The 14,854-nt window shown below is 61.3% G+C and carries 13 protein-coding genes; 1 reads left to right on the top strand and 12 read right to left on the bottom strand.

Annotated features, from left to right (window positions below):
* Positions 1-17 precede the first annotated feature (17 nt).
* From DLM_RS13090 to recA, 12 genes are all read right to left on the bottom strand, one after another.
* Entirely contained in the window at positions 18-950 is a 933-nt protein-coding gene (locus DLM_RS13090; protein ID WP_089085958.1) for an alpha-E domain-containing protein, read from the bottom strand.
* Positions 944-2,389, bottom strand: a complete 1,446-nt coding sequence (locus DLM_RS13085) for a circularly permuted type 2 ATP-grasp protein (RefSeq protein ID WP_089085959.1) — start codon at positions 2,387-2,389, stop codon at positions 944-946. The genes DLM_RS13090 and DLM_RS13085 overlap by 7 nt, the downstream gene beginning before the upstream one ends.
* A gap of 361 nt (positions 2,390-2,750) precedes the next feature.
* Positions 2,751-3,113, bottom strand: a complete 363-nt coding sequence (locus tag DLM_RS13080) for a roadblock/LC7 domain-containing protein (RefSeq protein WP_045846088.1) — start codon at positions 3,111-3,113, stop codon at positions 2,751-2,753.
* Positions 3,114-3,162: 49 nt separating this feature from the next.
* Entirely contained in the window at positions 3,163-3,795 is a 633-nt protein-coding gene (locus DLM_RS13075; protein WP_089085960.1) for a hypothetical protein, read from the bottom strand.
* Between the two features lie 2 nt (positions 3,796-3,797).
* A complete protein-coding gene (locus DLM_RS13070; protein ID WP_089085961.1) occupies positions 3,798-4,340 on the bottom strand; it encodes a GTP-binding protein in 543 nt (180 codons plus the stop codon).
* An 18-nt stretch (positions 4,341-4,358) separates the two neighbouring features.
* Entirely contained in the window at positions 4,359-5,798 is a 1,440-nt protein-coding gene (locus tag DLM_RS13065; protein WP_145985852.1) for a hypothetical protein, read from the bottom strand.
* A gap of 11 nt (positions 5,799-5,809) precedes the next feature.
* Positions 5,810-7,327, bottom strand: coding sequence for a hypothetical protein (locus tag DLM_RS13060; RefSeq protein WP_089085963.1), 1,518 nt, complete (start codon positions 7,325-7,327; stop codon positions 5,810-5,812).
* A 12-nt stretch (positions 7,328-7,339) separates the two neighbouring features.
* Positions 7,340-8,107 carry an MBL fold metallo-hydrolase gene (locus DLM_RS13055; protein WP_089085964.1) on the bottom strand — a complete coding sequence of 256 codons (768 nt, stop codon included), beginning with the start codon at positions 8,105-8,107 and terminating at the stop codon, positions 7,340-7,342.
* A gap of 306 nt (positions 8,108-8,413) precedes the next feature.
* Positions 8,414-9,154 (bottom strand): substrate-binding periplasmic protein, encoded by a 741-nt coding sequence (locus DLM_RS13050; RefSeq protein ID WP_089085965.1) that lies wholly within the window; start codon positions 9,152-9,154, stop codon positions 8,414-8,416.
* Between the two features lie 94 nt (positions 9,155-9,248).
* On the bottom strand, positions 9,249-11,882 hold the full coding sequence (gene alaS / locus DLM_RS13045) for an alanine--tRNA ligase (RefSeq protein ID WP_089086341.1): 2,634 nt from the start codon (positions 11,880-11,882) through the stop codon (positions 9,249-9,251).
* Positions 11,883-12,133: 251 nt separating this feature from the next.
* A complete protein-coding gene (gene recX / locus DLM_RS13040; protein ID WP_089085966.1) occupies positions 12,134-12,592 on the bottom strand; it encodes a recombination regulator RecX in 459 nt (152 codons plus the stop codon).
* A 15-nt stretch (positions 12,593-12,607) separates the two neighbouring features.
* Positions 12,608-13,657, bottom strand: coding sequence for a recombinase RecA (gene recA / locus DLM_RS13035; RefSeq protein ID WP_089085967.1), 1,050 nt, complete (start codon positions 13,655-13,657; stop codon positions 12,608-12,610).
* A 160-nt stretch (positions 13,658-13,817) separates the two neighbouring features.
* Here recA and hrcA point away from each other — a divergent pair, with 160 nt between their 5' ends.
* On the top strand, positions 13,818-14,834 hold the full coding sequence (hrcA, locus tag DLM_RS13030; protein WP_089085968.1) for a heat-inducible transcriptional repressor HrcA: 1,017 nt from the start codon (positions 13,818-13,820) through the stop codon (positions 14,832-14,834).
* Positions 14,835-14,854 lie beyond the last annotated feature (20 nt).

Here is a 14,854-nt window from a genome sequence, read left to right as displayed (position 1 = left end):
TGCGAACCGGTCTGCGCTCAGGCAGCTTCCAGGTAACTGTGGTGGATGGTATTGCCCAGCAGGATGATGTCGTCGATCAGGCTGTCCAGCGTTTGCTCCAGCCCGTCGGCAAAGATGTCCTCGATGCTGCTGTAGGTGAGCCGGGCCTGGATTTCACTGGCGCGGCGGCGGGCGGCGCGGCCTGCCTGGCCTTCGATGCGCGCCAGTACCTTGTTGATTTCACCAAAGCAGGCACGCAGGCTGCGCGGCATGTCGTGGCGCAGGATCAGCAGTTCGGCCACCCGCTCCGGGGTGATGCTGTCGCGGTAGATGTCGCGGTAGGCCTCGAAACCGGACACCGAGCGCAGCAGCGCCGCCCACTGGTAGTAGTCTAGGATGTTTTCCGCTTCCGGCTCGTTGTCGCTGATCTGCTTGGTTTTCACATTCAGGATGCGCGCGGTGTTGTCGGCGCGTTCGATGAAGGTGCCCAGGCGGGAAAAGTGGAAGGTGTCGTTACGCAGCATGGTGCCGTAGCCCGCGCCGCGGAACAGGTGTGAGCGTTCGCGCACCCATTCCAGAAAGGTGGATGCGCTGCGGGTGTCCAGCCCGCGGCGCTGCCATTCGCGCATTTCCAGCCAGGTGCCATTCACTTGTTCCCACATTTCGGTGGTGATCTTCACCCGCACCACATGGGCGTTTTCCCGTGCATTGCGCATGCAGTTGTAGATGCTGCCGGGGTTGTCGCCATCCAGTGCCAGGTAGTGCAGCACGGCTTGCGGCGTGGGGGTGTGATGACGTTGCAGGAAGTCGGCGGTGCTGCCGGTGACATCCAGCGGCACCAGCAGGTCGTCCTGCGAGGACGCATGCAGCAGTGACATCTGCAGGCTGACATCCAGCAAGCGCGCGGTGTTTTCGGCGCGTTCCATATTGCGTGCCATCCAGTACAGGCACCCTGCCATTCGGCTTAGCATGTGATGTCCTCCTTCAGAATCCAGGTGTCCTTGGTGCCGCCGCCTTGCGACGAGTTGACCACCAGCGAGCCTTCGCGCAGGGCGACGCGGGTGAGGCCGCCGGCCACCAGTTGTACTTTCTTGCCCGACAGCACAAAGGGGCGCAGGTCGATATGGCGCGGCGCAATGCCGGCTTCGACGAAAGTGGGGCAGGTGGACAGCGACAGCGTGGGCTGGGCGATAAAGTTGGCCGGGTCTTCCAGAATGCGCAGCCGGTAGGCTTCGATCTCGTCCTGGCTGGCGGCAGGGCCAACCAGCATGCCGTAGCCACCGGCACTGTGGACTTCCTTCACCACCAGTTCGGGCAGGTGCGCCAGTACATAAGCCAGATCATCCGGCTTGCGCAACTGCCAGGTGGGTACGTTGTGCAGGATGGGTTCTTCGCCCAGATAAAAGCGGATCATGTCCGGCACATAGGGGTAGATGGACTTGTCATCCGCCACGCCGGTGCCCACCGCATTGCATACGCTGACGCGGCCTTCGCGGTACACCGACATCAGCCCCGGCACGCCCAGCATGGAGCCGGCATTGAAGGCCAGCGGGTCCAGGTAGGCATCATCCAGCCGGCGGTAGATCACATCCACCCGCTGCGGGCCGGAGGTGGTGCGCATGTAGACATGGCCGTTCTTGACGAACAGGTCCTGCCCTTCCACCAGCTCCACCCCCATCTGGCTGGCCAGGAAGGCGTGCTCGAAATAGGCGCTGTTGTACTGGCCGGGGGTGAGCACCACCACGGTGGGATTATCCACCTCGGCCGGTGCCACCGAGCGCAGGGTGTCCAGCAGCATATTGGGGTAGTGTTCCACCGGCGTGATGTCGTGGTTGGCAAACAGCTCGGGAAACAGCCGCATCATCATCTTGCGGTTTTCCAGCATGTAGCTCACCCCGGACGGGGTGCGCAGATTGTCTTCCAGCACGTAAAAGCCGCCGTCGCTGTGGCGGATGATGTCCACCCCGGCGATATGGGCGTACACCTGGCGTGGCAGATCTATGCCCTGCATGGCCAACTGGTAGCCGGCATTGGTGAGAATCTGCTCCGGCGGGATGATGCCGGCCTTGAGGATGTCCTGCTCGTGGTAGATATCGTGCAAGAAGCGGTTGAGCGCCGTGACGCGCTGGATGCAGCCTGCTTCCAGCGTTTTCCACTCGCTGGCGGAGATGATGCGTGGAATGGTATCGAACGGGATCAGCCGTTCGGACCCGCTTTCATCGCCATACACGGCAAAGGTGATGCCGACGCGGCGAAACAGGGTGTCGGCTTCGCTTTGCTTGTCGCGCAGCCAGGCCAGCGGTGCCTGGTTAAGCCAGTTGGCGAAACGCTGGTAGGACGGACGGGTGTCCTGATCCGGTGCCAGCATTTCGTCGTAGTGGGTGTGGTCTAGCGGTGTAATCTGGTGCATCGCGCATTCCCCCTTGATGGCTTGTATTGGGGGTAAGGCAATAAGCATGCCCAAAAATGCCGGGCAACCGTCATTTTGACCGTGATACCGGCAGGGACGGGGCTGGCTGAGCGTAAACCACGGTGCGGGCGGGTGGGGAAAAGTCGTGCCGATGCCGTTTTTTCAGCCCGGCATTATGTGCTGATTGATTAATGTTGCTGTAAAAAATACAGAAAAATGACGGCAATGCACCTTAATGACACACGGGTGCAAACTGTGGTGCAAGCTGCGGTTGACAATGGTGCAGAGGCAGCGCTGTCCGGAGCGGCGCTGCCGGGGCTGGCGGGCGTGAAGGCCACCGGCCACCGGTTGCCTGCAGGGCTCAGAGAATTTCTGCGATATTGCGCGCAGCGCGTTTGGCATCGAGGAAAATCAGGCCCAGCTTGGCTTCACGCCGGGCAATCACGGTGAGAACGGCATCCTTGCCGGCATAGCTCATCAGGATGTAGCCGTTGTCACCCTTCACCATTACCTGCTCCAGTTCGCCACGCGCCAGTTCCTTGGCGGTGCGCTCGCCCAGGGACAACATGGCGGCGGCCATGGCACCAACCCGGTCTTCATCCACGTCCTGCGGCAGCAGGGCGGCCATGGTCAGGCCGTCGGACGAGATGATGGCTGAGGCTTCGATATCGGCCGAGGCGCCGTTAAGGTCACTCAGGATGGACTTGAGCATCTGTTCACGCATGGTTTTCTCCAGTGGGTATTCTGTGGCCCGTATCGGGTTTGCTGCTTGTTCAAGCGTAACGACGGCTGAGCAACTCGATCAGCGTCACGAAGTGTTCATCCTGCAGGCGTGGCGTACCGCCAATGACCAGCACGAAAGACTGCTGCCCGACGTGCAGGGGGAAAAATCCCAGTTCGCTCTGCCCTGCCGGATTGCTGACCGACCAGGCGAGGCTGCTGATGTTGAGGTTGTTCTTCAACAGCAGGGCATGGCGGCGGTTAAGCGACATGATGTCGCCGGCCAGGGCGGCGATTTCCTCGGCCGACTCATGATGAAAGCCGGCGGTGGCGTAATACAGGCCATTGTCGTCGGCCAGCAGCGCCCGGCCGGTATCCGACAGCGCCGCCAGCAGTGCGGGTAGCTGGCTTTCCAGATTGACTGCCAGCGAAGGGCGCGGTGCCTCGGTGCCATGCACGAAGTCCAGCCGCTGCAGCCGGTACAGCGTTTCCAGGCCCTTTTCCAGATCGTTGTCGCTCCACTCGGCCAGCAAGGCCTCGGTTAGCGGCACGGAGTGGCCCAGCCGCAGGATCTGGGTGAGCAGCACGCGGGCGGCATCCTGTTCCGGGCTGGATACGGCATAGTAGGCGCCGGCCGGACTGGCAATCGGGTACAGCGCGTCCTTGAGTGCAAGGTTGTCTGACATGATCAGCTTTCCAGCCCGGGATCAATGGAGAACAGCAGGGCCAGCACCAGTTTTTTGACGTCCTCCCGGGAGCGGGCGTCAATTTCGAAAATGGGCGGGCGCATATCGAATTTTTCCAGCAGGGCGGCATAGGTTTCGATGCTGGGCGTGGCGCGCATATCGGTTTTGGTGACGCCAATCACCAGCGGTGCATCCTTGAGCATGTCGCGGAAGGCGTTGAGGAAAAACTGTAAATCCTTCACCGGATTGGCGCGGGTATTGTCCAGCAGCAGGATCAGGCCGATGCCGCCCTGGCTGAGGATGTCCCACATGAAGTCAAAACGTTCCTGGCCGGGCGTGCCATAGAGGTGAACCTTGGTGGTTTCATCCAGCATCAGTACGCCGTAGTCCAGTGCCACCGTGGTGGTGTCCTTGCGGTTGAGCGTCATGTCAGAGGCACGCGCGTCGGTGGTGACCGGCGCGATATCGCTGATGGCACCGATGGCGGTGGTTTTTCCCGCACCGACCGGGCCGGCAAAGATGATCTTGTTATCGTAAGCACGCATGGATTCGAGTTTTCCTGTTTACAGGCCGATGACTTTTTTGAGCAGACGGGACAGCAGATTGCCGTTGCCCGGTGCCGGTTTCACTGCCGGGGTGGCCGGGCTGTCGCTGGCAACCGTGGCGGCATTGCCGGCAGCGGCTGCCTTGACGGCGGGCCTTACCGGTTCGGTGGTGATCACCGACAGATTGCTGCCGCGGTTGGGGATGTCGAGAATCCCGATGCCGTAGGCCGCGGCCAGATAATTGAACAGATGTTCCGGTGGCACCTTGAGCAAACGGGTGATGAGTTTGAGATTGACCGGCGTGCGGGTCAGGAAGGCGGTAATGCGCATGGCCTCCGGAATGGGGGCCAGCCGGGTCAGATTGGGCCAGAAACGCAGGCGGAGCGGTGTGTCGGCGCTGATGCCGCGCATCAGCCGGCCCTGACAGGTCCAGATGGCGAGTTGCCAGGCCAGGGTTTGCGGGCGGATTTCCTGATTCACCGCAGCCAGGGTTTCGTTGGCATAGGCGTGCTGGTCCACTTCGTGGTTGGGGGCGGCACACAGCGCTTGCAGACTGTCCAGCGGTTGCAGCAGCAGGGCCTTGTCCTGTGCTGGCAACAACACCAGTACCGGCACCTCTCTTACCCGTACCACGGCGGCACTGCGCTGACGCAGCAGTCGCGCCACCATGCCAAACAGGCCGGCATGCGGATCAAAACGGGAAAAGCTGATCTTGCCGGGCTCGGCCGGGCTGGTTGCGGCAGGCGGTTCTGCACGAGGAGCGGCACTGCGCGTGGGCGGCAGCATGCTGCGCACCACATCCGGATCGTCAGGCTTGGCTGCCGGGCTGTCGGCTGGTGTGTCCGTATCCGGCAAATCCATCAACTGGGGCAGATCGGATGCTGGTGCCGGTGCCGCATTCTGCTGCCGTGCCGCGGTGGCGGCGCGGTGTGCCTCTTGCGACTGGGTGATGACTTCGGACAGCGTCGGTGCCACGCTGGCCACATAGGCAGCAGCCTCGCTGATGGCGGCAGTGGCTGCCGGTGCGGCTGGCACGGCCTGTGTAATGGCCGCGCTGGGCTGCGGCTGTACCGAGGACATGGCCGGCATGGCCATTGCTGCGCGTGGGCGGTAGTCCTTGCTCAGCAGTTCGCGCATTTGCGGAAACAGGGTTTCAATCCGCACCGGCTTGCGCAGTACGGCTGCCGGTGCCTCCCCCGGCGGGGTGGTGGTGACGATCAGGGCCGGCAGGTGCGGGTGTGCGGCACGGAAGGTGTGCCAGGCATTCCAGCCTTCCACACTGTCCACATCCACAATGGCCAGGTCCGGAGCATGACCGGGCGCTTCATCCAGCAACTGGTATTGCTGGTGGGAATGGTGCATGCGGAACGCCATGCGGAAAACCGACAGCTTGCGGGGGTCCATGCCCACCGGCAGCACGGTGACGAGTTGAGGCTGTGGGGCGTTGCTAAGCATCATGGTCTGGTTTCTCAGGCCGCAAGACGTTGCTGGTTGTGACGTTGCTGCATGGATTGCACGAAACGGCTGAGCATGGCGGTAATCTCATCCGGCGGGCTGGCCAGCCGTTCGCGAATCTGTCGGGTCAGCCAGGTGAAGCGGGCCAGATCGCCCAGGTGTTCGTACAGTTTGAGCAGGGGCGGGTAAAGCTCGGCCAGGGTTGGATTGCTCAGAATGGCGGTTTCCAGGGTCTGGATGGCCATGTCGATCTGGCCGAATTCGATGAATTGCTCTGCCTCGGACAATGCATCGTTCAAGGGGGAAGCGGCTTGCTCCGCATGTTTCACCGTCACCAACTGCAGCCGGGTTGCCGGCTGGCTGATGGGGGCGATATAACCGAATTGGCGGCCGATTTCTTCCAGCGCCAGCCGGTCCGGCTGGTTTTCCAGCGCCAGCAGAACCGGATGCTCTCCCAAATGGCAACCCAGGCGGAACAGTTGTTGTTTCAGGTTGTGGCCGGCATTGCCGATGCCGACATGAAACTGCCACAGATAGCGGCAGAACAGCGACAGTTTGCGGGTCATGTAACAGGCACGCAGGGTATCGATCAGCCGTGACAGCGACACGCCTTCCTGACTGGCCATATCTTGCAGTGCCGGCAGCGCGGCGGCGGGTTCGTGACAGGCCAGCAGGATGCTGGCCTGACGCGGCAGGGGCAGCATGCTGGTAATCAGGGTGATCTCCCGAGGGCTCAGCGGTGCCAGTTCTGCACGGCCTTCCACCAGCGGCACGCGCGGCAGGTGGGCGGCCAGTTGCACTGCTTCGGTGGCGGATACGCTGGCCTGTCCCGGAGTTTGCACCACGGCGCGCAGCAGCATTTCCTCGTGGCTGACGGCTGGCAACTGGTCGCCCAGTTGCTGGTTGACTTCCTCGATGCCCAAGCCCAGCCGGCTTTCGGCCAAGACGCGCAGCGACAGGTTTTGCGGGTCCTCCTGCAGGCCGAGGAAAACCGCATCGGTCAGTTGCTGGCGATCCAGCAGGCTGCGGTCGTGCAGTCGCTCCAGCATATCGCTGTAGTCGTCTATCCAGCGCAGGGTCAGATACAGCTCGGACAGGCGCTTGAGCTGGCTGGGGGCATGGATGGAGCTGCCATCCACATAGCTGCGCAAGGCGATGGCTGCCTGTTCCAGATAGCCAAATTCCAGGAATACCTCGATTTCAGCCAGGGCATCCAGATCGTCCACTTCGTAGGACAGCGTCTGTTCGTCGGCATCGTCCGCGTCTTCTTCCAGGCTGGCATCCGCTGCGGACTCTGGCATCGCGTCGGCTATGTGCGCCATTTGCGGATCGGCCTGGCTGGCCGGCGGGTGCCGGATTACCGCTTCAGGCAATAGGTGTGGCTGCTGCGCGCTGTTGTCGCCAGCCGGTTCGGCCTGGCGGCGCAGCAGGGTGATCAGCAAGGTGACGATCAGCAACAGCACAACGGCACTGGCGGCCATGGCTTCCGGTGATGCGCTCAACTGGCTGAGCAGGGTGGTGATGGTGTCCATGGGGCAGGTGGCTCAGTCCAGCGTGAAGTCGGCAGCGGTGATCAGGTCGGTGCCGCATTCCAGGGTTTCAAACCAGTCAAGGAAGCGTGTCACCATTTCCTTGCCCTTGAACGAGCCGCCATGCTGCGGCACGATCCATTCCACATCCAGTTGGCGAATCATCTGCACCCACAGCCGACAGGCCTTGTTATTGGTCATGTAGCGCTTGTGGAAACCCAGCATGTGGCTGTCGATCAGGTGGGCATCAAAGTCCGCCACCGGCTTGCCGGCTTCGTGGCCATCCATCAGCGAGGCGCCGATGTCGCCGGAAAACAGGATTTTGCTGAGCGGGTCGTACACCTGGAAAAAACCCACGGTGTGCAGGTAATGCGCCGGGATGATCTTGAGGGTGGATTGGCCCAGGGTGATGTCCATGCCCCGCGGCGGGATGGGAATCAGCCGGCCTTCGGTAGCACCGCGGATGCAAAAGTGCGGCAAGAAGCGCACCCATTCCTGGGCAATGATGATCTGCGCATCGGTAATCAGCAGCCAGCCATTGGCCGAGGCGATGATGTCCGGGTCCTGGTGCGAGGCAAAGATATAACGCGTGTGCGAGGGCAGGAAGTAGTCGGCCAGCTCGGCAATCAGGTGCTTGTAGGTGAGGTTGCCACCGGGATCGAGCAGCATGCCATCTCCCTTGTCGATGATGGCGAACTGATTGGACTGGATGCCTTCACCCTGTACCAGTTCGGTAAAGGCGACACATTTGTGATTGCCGTCATCATAAAGCACCAGAGCCATGGCTGTTCCTTGCGTAATGATTGCCGCCAGTGTACGGATTGCAGCGGCAAATCTGCTGACAGAATCAAACTCGGCAAGCGTATGCTTCCCGCTGTCATGAAGACTTATGAGAAGCTGTGTATTATTTTCGTTTGGCTCTAAATCGTTTTGATGTGAGTCAAGGATGACAGCAATGCAGCATGAATAGGCTTTTGGAATATAAGAAGATACTGCAAGTAAATCTGCATTTGTTTTCAGTGGGTTTGCGTCAACACTGCCCTTGGCCGTGCAATGCCTATTCAACTGGCGTGACGGCGGCAGGCTGTTTTAGCGTGCGCGCTGGGTGCGCATGGCCTCGGTAATGGCCTGAATGATGCGGGGGGCGGTGGCGGGGTTGGCGGCCAGATACAGCGGGTCGCCTTGCGGCAGGCTGAACACGGCCTCGAATTGCTGCTCCGGGACTTTCAACCTGGCCAGTTGGCTGCGTAGCTGGTCCGGATCGGCAATCAGTAACTGGACGGCACCGCTTTGCAGCAGCCGCGGACACTCCTGCTGGCTGTTGGTGGTGATGTAGTGGCTGCCGGCGCTGAAGCCGGACTGGATCAGGAACTCTTCCTGCACGTCATGATTGCCCACGCATACCTTGCAGCAGCTTTTCACCTGCTCCAGCGATTGCGGGGCAATGCCGGTTTCGCCATGCAGGCGATAAAACACCCTTTGCATGTGGCCGATCTGGCCCAGCCACAGGAACTGGCTTTCTCGGGTGTCGGTACGGGCAATCGAATAAATCAGCGTGTTGGGGCGGGTGGCTGCCATGCGGTAAGCCCTGGCCCAGGGCAGCACCTGGAAATCCGCCTTCAGGCCGGCCCGCGCCAGGATGTCCTTCACCAGGCGCGTGTTGCGGCCGGACAGATTGCCCTGGCCATCCACGCTACTGAGCCAGGCTGCGTTTTCCGTGACCACCAGGAGCCGCCCATCTGCCATCACCGGCTGCGTCAGCAGCAGCGACAGCAACAGCCCCGCAGCGGCGTGGTGCAGGCAGGACAGGACATGGGGGATGATTGACATGGTGGGGCTCCGGCAATCACATCAGGAATGAATACACTATAAACAACAAAAGCCGCAGGGTTGCCCCTGCGGCTTGCATGCAGCGGCAGTCTCTTTACAGCTTGCCCTCCAGCCAGGCCGGCAGGCTTGCCAGCGCTGCGGCCAGGTTTTCGGGCTGCGTACCGCCAGCCTGGGCCATGTCCGGACGGCCACCGCCCTTGCCACCCACTTGCAGGGCCACCTGATTCACCAGCTCACCAGCCTTGACCTTGCCGGTCAGGTCCTTGGAAACACGGGCAATCAGGCTCACCTTGCCGTCGGCGACGCAGGCCAGCAGCGCCAGGCCGCTTTCCAGCTTGTCCATCAGCTTGTCGCTCATGTCGCGCAAGGTGGCGGCATCGATGTCGTCGATCTTGCTGATCAGGCAGGACACCCCCTTGATGGCTTGTTGCTGGCTGGAGAGCAACTGGTCAAGCTGACCCAGCGCCAGTTGGCCCTTCAACTGCTGAGCCTGTTTCTGCGCGGCCTTCAGTTCGGCCTGCAGTTTTTCCAGCTTGGACAGCAGTTCGCCCGGCTGTGCCTGGGCGATGGCAGCGGCGGCTTTCAGTTCGCCATCCTGTGCCTGTACCAGGGCCAGCGCACCTTCGCCGGTGACGGCTTCGATACGGCGTACGCCAGCAGCCACGCCGGTTTCGGCGATGATCTTGAACAGGCCGATGTCACCAGTGCGCTGCACGTGGGTACCGCCGCACAGCTCGGTGGAGAAATCGCCCATCTTCAGCACGCGCACGGTGTCGCCATACTTTTCGCCAAACAGCGCAATGGCACCGGCCTTGATGGCGTCGTCGTAGGACATGTGGCCAACGCTGACTTCCACGTTGTGGATCACCACGCGGTTGACGATGCGCTCCACTTCGGCCAGTTGCTCGGCGGAAACCGGTTCGTTGTGGGCGAAGTCGAAGCGGGCGCGTTCCGGGTTCACCAGCGAACCCTTCTGCGCCACGTGTTCACCCAGCACATGGCGCAGGGCGGCATGCAGCAGGTGGGTGGCGGAGTGGTTACGCGCGGTGGCGGCACGCTTGTGCAGGTCGATGGTGGCGGTGACGCTGTCGCCCACCTTCAGGCTGCCACGGGCCAGACGGCCCTTGTGACCGAATACCGCAGCCTGCACCTTCTGGGTGTCGGCCACGTCGAACAGCGCAGCCACGCCGCCCTGGGCGGAGATTTCACCCACATCGCCCACCTGACCGCCGCCTTCGGCGTAGAAGGCGGTATTGTCCAGCACCACGATGCCTTCGTCGCCGGCTTCCAACTGCTGTACGGCTTCATTGCCCTTGTACAGCGCCAGAACCTTGGCATCCACGCTGCTGGATTCGTAGCCGTTGAATACGGTGTCGGCACCGCTGTAATCGACATTGCCGGCCATCTTGAAGGACGAAGCGGCACGGGCGCGTTCGCGCTGGGCTTCCATGGCCTTGTCAAAACCGTCCTGATCCACTTCCACTTCGCGTTCGCGGCAGATGTCGGCGGTCAGGTCCAGCGGGAAGCCGAAGGTGTCGTACAGCTTGAAGGCGGTTTCGCCATCCAGCACCTTGCTGTTGGCCGCCAGTGCGGTTTCCAGCAGCGCCATGCCCTTGTCCAGGGTTTCGGCAAAACGCAGTTCTTCCTGACGCAGGGTGTCTTCGATCTCGGCCTGCTTCTGACGCAGTTCCGGGTAGGCCTGGCCCATTTCCTCGGCCAGATCAGCCACCAGCTTGTGGAAGAACAGACCCTTCTGGCCCAGCTTGTAACCGTGGCGGATGGCGCGACGGATGATGCGACGCAGCACGTAACCACGGCCATCATTGGACGGCAGCACGCCATCGGCAATCAGGAAGGAACAGGCGCGGATGTGGTCGGCAATCACCTTGAGCGACGGCACGTCCATGCTGAAGGGCACGCCGGTTTCACGCGCAGCGGCTTTGAGCAGGTTCTGGAACAGGTCGATCTCGTAGTTGGCGTGTACGTGTTGCAGCACCGCCGAGATACGTTCCAGGCCCATGCCGGTATCCACCGACGGCTTGGGCAGCGGGTTCATCGCACCGGATTCGTCACGGTTGAACTGCATGAACACGTTGTTCCAGATTTCGATGAAGCGGTCACCGTCTTCTTCCGGGCTTCCCGGCGGGCCGCCCCAGATGTGTTCGCCGTGATCGTAGAAAATTTCGGTACACGGGCCGCAGGGGCCGGTGTCACCCATTTGCCAGAAGTTGTCCGAAGCGTAGGGTGCGCCCTTGTTGTCGCCAATGCGGACAATTTTTTCTGCCGGAACGCCGATTTCCTTGTTCCAGATGTCAAAGGCTTCGTCGTCGGTGGCGTACACCGTCACCATCAGCTTTTCCTTCGGCAGTGCCAGCCATTGCTCGCCGGTGAGGAATTCCCAGGCAAAGTGGATGGCGTCGCGCTTGAAGTAATCACCGAAGCTGAAGTTGCCCAGCATTTCGAAGAAGGTATGGTGACGTGCGGTGTAGCCCACGTTTTCCAGGTCGTTGTGCTTGCCGCCGGCGCGCACGCATTTCTGGCTGGTGGTGGCGCGGGTGTAGGGGCGCTTGTCAAAGCCGAGGAACACGTCCTTGAACTGGTTCATGCCGGCATTGGTAAACAGCAGGGTGGGGTCTTCCCACGGTACCAGCGAGCTGGAGGCTACGACCTGGTGGCCTTTGGAGGCAAAGAAATCCAGGAACTTCTGGCGAATTTCGGAGGTTTTCATGTCGGTTTCGTCAAGATTGAATACAGTGGTGGCGGCGTGGGACAGTGTCTTGCGGCCATTACGGTCATGCGCGATTGTGTCAAGCCACGGCAAGGCTGGCAAGGGTCATGGCGTGGCAGCGCACGCCGGGCCTGCGTGGAGCCGATAACAAAACCCCCCGCTTAAGCCTTGTGCCGCCTTGCCGTACTTCATCTGCTGTCTGCGGCGGCGCGCCTGGGGCCGGGTTCTCTGCGCGGTTTTGTCAGCGGCGGTTAGTCCTCGTCAGCCCAGGGGAAGTCGTCTTCGTCACGGCCTGCCATCACCTGGCGGATGACGCCCATGCCAAAGCCGCGTGCCGCCAGAAAACGCATTTGTTTTGCCCTTTCCTGCGGCGTGCTGGCCACGCTGCCAAACTTCTTTTCCCATTGCTGCCGGGCCAGGGCCAGGTCGTCGCGGTCTGCCAGGGCATCGGCAATGTCTTCCTGAGCAACACCGCGCTGGCGCATTTCCTGCTGCAGACGCCGGCTGCCATATTTCTGGCCCTTGACGTCGGCAAACTGCCGGGCAAAGCGGCTGTCGGACTGCCAGTTGCGCTCGGCCAGCTCATCCAGCAGGGCTGAGAGTTGTTCCGCACTTTCGGCAAACGGCGCGAGCCGCCGCTCCAGTTCCCGCCGCGTGTATTCGCGGCGGGACAGGAGATCGACGGCTCGCGCCTTCAGGCTTTTTTCCATCGGCACGCCGACTGCTTAGACGTCCAGTACGTCGTCAGCCATGTCTTCGGCGTCGTTTTCGGTGATTTCCACCTTGATGCCGACGGCTTCGCGGATCTTGGCTTCGATTTCCTTGGCGATGGCCGGGTTGGACTTCAGCCATTCACGGGTGTTGTCCTTGCCCTGGCCGATCTTCTGGCCGTTGTAGGCATACCAGGCACCGGATTTTTCAATGAAGCCGTGCTTGACGCCCAGCTCGATGATTTCACCTTCGCGGCTGATGCCTTCACCGTACAGGATGTCGAAATCGGCCTGGCGGAACGGCGGCGATACCTTGTTCTTCACCACCTTGACGCGGGTTTCGTTACCGATCACCTCGTCAGCCTTCTTGATGCCGCCAACGCGGCGGATGTCCAGGCGTACCGAAGCGTAGAACTTCAGCGCATTACCGCCGGTGGTGGTTTCTGGGTTGCCGAACATCACGCCGATCTTCATGCGGATCTGGTTGATGAAGATCACCAGGGTATTGGTGCGCTTGATGTTGGCGGTCAGCTTGCGCAGCGCCTGGCTCATCAGGCGGGCTTGCAGGCCGACGTGGCTGTCGCCCATTTCGCCTTCGATTTCAGCCTTGGGTACCAGCGCGGCCACCGAGTCGATCACGATGACGTCAACACCGCTGGAGCGTACCAGCATGTCGCAGATTTCCAGTGCCTGCTCGCCGGTGTCCGGCTGGGAAATCAGCAAGTCTTCCACGTTCACGCCCAGCTTCTGGGCGTAGATCGGGTCCAGCGCGTTTTCCGCGTCGATGTAGGCGCAGGTGCCGCCCAGCTTCTGGGCTTCGGCCACGGCCTGCAGACACAGGGTGGTTTTACCGGAGGATTCCGGGCCGTAGATTTCCACGACACGACCGCGCGGCAGGCCGCCGACACCCAGTGCCAGGTCCAGGCCCAGCGAACCGGTGGATACCACTTGCAGGTTTTCGTTGATCTGGTTGTCGCTCATCCGCATGATCGAACCCTTGCCGAACTGCTTTTCGATCTGGGCAAGGGCTGCCGCCAATGCGCGGCTCTTGTCTTCTGACGCCATGCTGTCTCCAATTGCGTGTAGTGGAATCGATAGATGGGGGATTATCGCACAAAGCCAAGAGCCGACAAATGCGAATGGCAGCTTGAAATGACACCAATACACGCAACATGGTATTGATGGAGAGGCTGGCCGGAATCGTCTGGTCGGGTAAAATGAGAGCATGATGAACGAGCGCGCACAACGACTGCTGAAAACGCTGATCGAACGCTATATTGCCGATGGTCAGCCGGTGGGATCAAAAACCCTGTCCATGCTGTCCGGCATGGAACTGTCATCTGCTTCCATCCGTAACATCCTGGCCGACCTGGAAGGCATGGGGCTGATTGCCTCGCCGCATACCTCCGCCGGGCGCGTGCCGACGGCCAAGGGCTATCGCCTGTTTGTCGACCACCTGCTCACCATCCAGCCGCTGGAAGAACTGGCGATGCGCGAGCTGGAAAGCAGCCTGCAGCCGGACAGCCCGCAGCGCATTGCACAGGCGGCATCCACCTTGCTGTCCGATCTCACCCACTTTGCCGGGGTGGTGGTGACGCCGCAGCGCTCTGACGTGGCCTTCCGCCAGATCGAATTCCTGCGCCTGTCCGAGCGGCGCATCCTGATGATTCTGGTGACGCTGGATGGTGATGTGCAAAACCATTTGCTGACCACCGAACGCGATTACAGCCCGAGCGAACTGGTGGAGGCGGGCAACTTTATCAGCCAGCACTACGCCGGGCAGGGCATCAGTGCCATTGCCAGCCGCGTGGCGGTGGAACTGCGCGAGCTGCAGGGCAATATCACCGAACTGATGGCGGCTGCGGTGCGTTTTGGCCAGAGTTCGCTGGGCAGTCCCAATGATGCGGTGGTGATTGCCGGTGGTATGAATCTGCTGAATGTGCGCGATTTGTCCGAAGACTTGTCGCGGCTGCGCGAACTGTTTGCCACTTTCGAGCGCAAGACCGAGCTGTTGAAACTGCTTAACCAGGGCCAGGATGCGCAGGGTGTGAACATTTTCATTGGGGAGGAGTCTGGCGTGATGACGCTGGATGAATGCTCGGTGGTGACCGCGCCCTACAGCATCAACGGCATGGTGGTGGGTACCTTGGGTGTGGTCGGCCCCACCCGCATGGCCTACGAACGGGTGATTCCCATTGTGGACATCACTGCGCGGCTGGTGTCCAGCGCGCTCTCTTATTAAGCCGTCCGCCGGACGGTAGC

The sequence above is a fragment of the Aquitalea magnusonii genome, from assembly GCF_002217795.2.
Classification (GTDB): Bacteria; Pseudomonadota; Gammaproteobacteria; order Burkholderiales; family Chromobacteriaceae; genus Aquitalea; species Aquitalea magnusonii_B.
This window is presented reverse-complemented; position numbering and strand designations above follow the sequence as displayed.

Excerpts from the sequence above, each read along its gene's own strand:
- DLM_RS13090 (WP_089085958.1), bottom strand. The coding sequence starts at position 950 with ATGCTAAGCCGAATGGCAGGGTGCCTGTACTGGATGGCACGCAATATG.
- DLM_RS13085 (WP_089085959.1), bottom strand. The coding sequence starts at position 2,389 with ATGCACCAGATTACACCGCTAGACCACACCCACTACGACGAAATGCTG.
- DLM_RS13080 (WP_045846088.1), bottom strand. The coding sequence starts at position 3,113 with ATGCGTGAACAGATGCTCAAGTCCATCCTGAGTGACCTTAACGGCGCC.
- DLM_RS13075 (WP_089085960.1), bottom strand. The coding sequence starts at position 3,795 with ATGTCAGACAACCTTGCACTCAAGGACGCGCTGTACCCGATTGCCAGT.
- DLM_RS13070 (WP_089085961.1), bottom strand. The coding sequence starts at position 4,340 with ATGCGTGCTTACGATAACAAGATCATCTTTGCCGGCCCGGTCGGTGCG.
- DLM_RS13065 (WP_145985852.1), bottom strand. The coding sequence starts at position 5,798 with ATGATGCTTAGCAACGCCCCACAGCCTCAACTCGTCACCGTGCTGCCG.
- DLM_RS13060 (WP_089085963.1), bottom strand. The coding sequence starts at position 7,327 with ATGGACACCATCACCACCCTGCTCAGCCAGTTGAGCGCATCACCGGAA.
- DLM_RS13055 (WP_089085964.1), bottom strand. The coding sequence starts at position 8,107 with ATGGCTCTGGTGCTTTATGATGACGGCAATCACAAATGTGTCGCCTTT.
- DLM_RS13050 (WP_089085965.1), bottom strand. The coding sequence starts at position 9,154 with ATGTCAATCATCCCCCATGTCCTGTCCTGCCTGCACCACGCCGCTGCG.
- alaS (WP_089086341.1), bottom strand. The coding sequence starts at position 11,882 with ATGAAAACCTCCGAAATTCGCCAGAAGTTCCTGGATTTCTTTGCCTCC.
- recX (WP_089085966.1), bottom strand. The coding sequence starts at position 12,592 with ATGGAAAAAAGCCTGAAGGCGCGAGCCGTCGATCTCCTGTCCCGCCGC.
- recA (WP_089085967.1), bottom strand. The coding sequence starts at position 13,657 with ATGGCGTCAGAAGACAAGAGCCGCGCATTGGCGGCAGCCCTTGCCCAG.
- hrcA (WP_089085968.1), top strand. The coding sequence starts at position 13,818 with ATGATGAACGAGCGCGCACAACGACTGCTGAAAACGCTGATCGAACGC.